This is a genomic window from Plasticicumulans sp., from assembly GCF_035331805.1.
In the GTDB taxonomy this organism is placed as follows: Bacteria; Pseudomonadota; Gammaproteobacteria; order Competibacterales; family Competibacteraceae; genus Plasticicumulans.
On sequence record NZ_DAOLKE010000553.1, the window covers coordinates 1 to 1,540 of the forward strand.

2 protein-coding genes are annotated in these 1,540 nt (G+C 67.8%); one reads left to right on the forward strand and one right to left on the reverse strand.

Annotated elements, in window-relative coordinates; translation table 11 throughout:
* On the forward strand, positions 1–534 hold a 534-nt coding region (locus tag PKE44_RS19315), incomplete at its 5' end, for a LysR substrate-binding domain-containing protein (protein WP_324554465.1).
* 21 nt (positions 535–555) lie between these two features.
* On the opposite strand, the gene PKE44_RS19320 is transcribed toward PKE44_RS19315, so the two are convergent.
* Positions 556–1,038 carry a septal ring lytic transglycosylase RlpA family protein gene (locus PKE44_RS19320; RefSeq protein WP_324554467.1) on the reverse strand — a complete coding sequence of 161 codons (483 nt, stop codon included), beginning with the start codon at positions 1,036–1,038 and terminating at the stop codon, positions 556–558.
* Positions 1,039–1,540 lie beyond the last annotated feature (502 nt).

Below are 1,540 nucleotides of genomic sequence, written 5' to 3' on the forward strand. Positions count from 1 at the left end.
ATCGAACTCGAACTGCTCGCCGACAGTCGCGATCTCGACCTGAGCCGGCGCGAGGCCGACGTGGCGCTGCGTCTGGCGCCGTACACGCAGCCGGGCGTGGTCGCACGCCGGCTGGCGCGCGTCGGCTTCGGCGTGTACGCGAGTGCGGACTACCTCGATCGCCACGGCCGGCCGGACTTCGCCGCCGGGGCGCCGGGCCAGTACACGGTGCTGCCGTCGGACGAGCTGCGCCAGGCGCCGGAAATGCAGTGGTTCGCGGCGCGCACGCACGCGGCACGCCCGGGCCTGCGCTGCAACCGCCGGCAGGCGGCACTGGCGGCGATCGAGGCCGGCATGGGCATCGGCTGTCTGGCGCGCTATCTCGGTGACGGCCGCGGACTCGTGCGTCTCGACGCCGGTCCGCCACCGCCGGCGCGCGCGCTGTGGTACGGCGTGCACGAGGACATCCGCCACACCGCGCGCATCCGCGCGCTGGCCGCAGCCCTCGCCGAAGGCTTCGCAGCCGCCGCGATGCGCCTCGATCCGCCGGACTGAGAGCCCGGCGCGGCCTGCGGCTCAGCTGTCGCCGCCGACCCGCTTGAGGCCGACGCGCGCGATGCCGGCACCGGTCATCGACAGCGCCCGCGCCGCGGCCGGCGACAGGTCGAGGATGCGGCCGTGGCGCCGGAAGCCGCCGCGGTCATTGATGCGCACGACGACGCTCTGGCCGTTCTTCAGGTTGGTGATGCGCACCCTGGTGCCGAGCGGCAGCGTCATGTGCGCGGCGGTCATGGCCGAGGGGTCGAAGCGCTCGCCCGAGGCCGTGCGCCGGCCGCTGAAGCGGCTGCTGTAGTACGAGGCCACGCCGATCTGGTCATGGTCCCCCGCGCCCTGCGCGCTTCCGGCGGCCGATGCGCTCTTGCCGGCGTGGGTGTGGTGCACCCGGCCGGCGTGGGCGGGGGCGGCGGCGCAGATCAGCAGCGCGGCGAGGGCGAAACAACGGCCGCCGTGCTGCAGGGCGGTGCGGGCAAGAGGAGTGATGCGATGTAGTCCGGACATGGGCTGCATCCCCGAGAAGGTGGTTTGGCCGTCTCAAGTACCCGATTCCGCAGCATGGAAAAACCCATTGGTCAAATTTTGTCTGAAATACAACAATGCTTGCCCATCAATGACATAGCGTGCATGTCTGAAAATTAAAAGATACAAATATCGCTGTTTGCATCTGCGTTTCAGATGGCAGCCGCGCCGGCACGAACCGGCACGCACTGCGCACCACCGGCCGGCCCCGAAAGGCAGGAATCTGCGCAAGTTGCCGTATGGAAAGGACTTCCGGATTCTGCCTGCAGCGGCGCAGCGCGCCGGCCACGCAATGGCCGCTTTCCCGGATCAGCCCGGTTTGAGCATCGGTTTACGTGCGTTTACGGATACGGAATCATCCATACAGATATATTTTTATCTGTATTAAATCGGTGACGCTGAACGACGATGACGCCTGAAGCGCCATCCGTGTCAAACACGACACAATCCTGAATCAGGACCGGAACCAGACCCTGAACCGGAA